Origin of the sequence: uncultured Methanobrevibacter sp., from assembly GCF_947169325.1 — an archaeon.
Taxonomy (GTDB): Archaea; Methanobacteriota; Methanobacteria; order Methanobacteriales; family Methanobacteriaceae; genus Methanocatella.
Genome location: NZ_CAMVPN010000144.1, coordinates 1 through 2,819, shown reverse-complemented (window position 1 = coordinate 2,819; position 2,819 = coordinate 1). Strand labels below are relative to the sequence as shown.

Annotated in this window: 1 pseudogene; it reads right to left on the bottom strand. The window is 30.5% G+C overall.

The features are described from left to right. Positions 1 to 2,629, bottom strand: a pseudogene (locus Q0W26_RS11910) (hypothetical protein); the annotation flags it as partial. Positions 2,630 to 2,819 lie beyond the last annotated feature (190 nt).

Genomic DNA, 2,819 nt, shown 5'->3' with positions numbered 1-2,819 from the left:
CATTAACCAAATTACTAGAAGAAGTACTATTATAAATAGCTTTGAATGTACCATTAACTAAAACAGCACTAGCTTGAATATCACCAGTACTTGAAGATAATGTAACAGTCATTGGTTGGAAGTTATCAATTCCTTCTAAAGTATTGTCATTCCAAGTTAATTTACCTATAATTTCATATTGATTATTCCCAATATAATTTTCTGATGCGGTAAATATTGCATATTTATTGTTAAATTTAACACCATCACCACTATTTTTAACATATTTAGGAACACTATTTTGACCAAACCAAATTCCATCTAAACGAATATCTACATTCGGATCATCTTCATCCATAGGAATTGTTTTAAAATTACTTGGGAATAAAAAAATAGAATTTTTAAAACTTGCAAAGTGACTTCCATCAAAATCCATGGTGAATAGACGATTCGCACGGTAGTTTTCAAACACACAATTAATATAATATGAATCATATGAAGGACTTAACAGAAATCTAATAGAAGTAAACTTACAATTAGTAAATGTAACTATATCTGCTTCGCCACTAATTGGTACAAAATATGCCATCTCATATGAAGAAGATTCAGTTCCCCCATCAAAAGTAATATTATTCATAGCAAATTTAGAGTTAGAAGAAGATAACTTAAATGCTGCCTTAGTAAAATCACCAAAAGGCTCTGGAGCAATAAGAATAACTTCTCCAGAAACCCCTTGAACAATTAATTCATCTGTGTCAAACAAAAATTCTTTATTTAACAGATAAGTTCCATTAAAAATATTAATTATTATTTTATCATAATGTCCACTTACACTTGCATGAGCCAATTCCAATGTTGCAAATGGATTTTCATAAGATCCATTCCCATTTTCAGTCTTATTTTCACCAACATAAATAATGCATTCAGTTTCAGTCAACAACTCATCATTTACTGAGGACAATACCTCTGGTGCTGAAACACCAAGAATATCTCCTGATTTTAAAATGGATTTAATTGGAATATTATTGTTATGGACAGTGCAATTGCAGCCACAAGTACAATTTGAACCTAACGGGCAATAATTGCCACTAACAACTACATTAGGATTACTATTTACAGCATTGTTACAACAGTGAGCAGTGGTATTTAAGCAATTGTTAGTGACACTTCCACTACCTCCAGACATGATGAAAACTGCATAGGTTCCATTTTTTACTTCAACAGTGTTGTTAGTGATGTTAAAGTAAGGATGTCTCATAGCGGCCTGTGAATAACTTATACCATAGGCATTATGAGTTGAAACATATGGTGCTTTATTGATTACATGAATAATATTACGTGCAACATAATCATTATCATCCCCTAATTCCATACCAGTTACTAAAGACCATGCATGTAAACCTGCATTACCAGAAACATTGATTCTATTTCCAGTTATGCTTAAACCAGTAGTTCCAGGATAGTTTTGTGAATAAATACCACAATTTGGACCATTATTTGAAGTAGTTATGTTATTATTAGATATCACAACACCAGTGTGTCCACCAGTTAGTTGTATACCATATGCAGCTCCTGTACCATTATTAGTACCCTGAATAAATGATCCTCCTTTACTTTCTAAAGTAATCTTGTTACTATCAATTACTGAATTGGAGCATTGGTAAACATCTACTGCATATAGATAATTGTTATTTCCAGGCATGGTTTTATTATCAATTTCAATTATTGTATTATGAGCAATGTTTGCTTTTTGTGAGCCAACAATAATAAATGCATCCAATGTTGGATAACCAGTACTATTACGTGAAACATTTACTAATAATCTGTTATTTGTAAATCTAAATTTATTTGAACCTTGTACTGCAACACCGGCTACAAGATCTGTGTATATGCTAGGATACTGTTGTGAGTAGTCCACATCTTTTAATGGCAAGTATGCAGTAATATTGTTTTCTGAAACTTCAACATTACTACCACCAACTACCCTAATTACATGATTATAAGTTGCAGTATTTGCATAATTGCAAGTATAATTAATTACATTATTTGAAATTACTACATCATTTGCATTCTTCACACTAATTACAGTACAATTAGCACCATTAGGCGCATTCATAATAAAAGTTGCACCATCTATAATCAATTCATCAGACAATAATTCAAATCCTACATTAATAAATACAGCATTACTAAACTTCAATCCATTGTTTTTATTAATAATAAAATTGGAAAATGGAACATTATTGAAAGTTCCGGTGAAATTTAAAAATTTTGTTGTTAATACTTTACCAGTAGTAGTATTGAAATAATCTCCAACATTACTGGAGTTTACCACATAATAAGTGGAAGTTGGTCTTGAATTTTCTTTATCAACGCCCTTATCCTGAGAGTCGTCAACATTAACCTCTTCGACAACATCATCGATTTTACTATCATTGGATACATCATCAATTACAGCATCATCAATGACTTCACCAACTACATCATCATTGGATACATCATCAATTACAGCATCATCAATGACTTCACCAATTACGTCATCACTGACATCGTCTGTGCCGTTTATGTCGGCTGCACTTACTGCACTTACGCAGCAAATAAGCATTACCAACATAGTCATAATTAATAATTTATTAATTATTTTTGACATAATTTCATCTCAAATTTTTAAAAACTTTTTGATAAATATTTTAAAGAAATTTCTCAAAATTATAAATTTTTCAAAAAACCTAAATTACCCTCTAAATCTAATTATTTTGATTATTTCCTATTTTTTAACTGTTAGTTTTGCTTTTTGGTTTATTGCTTTGTAGTTTGAGTTACCTGCAAATTTAATAACT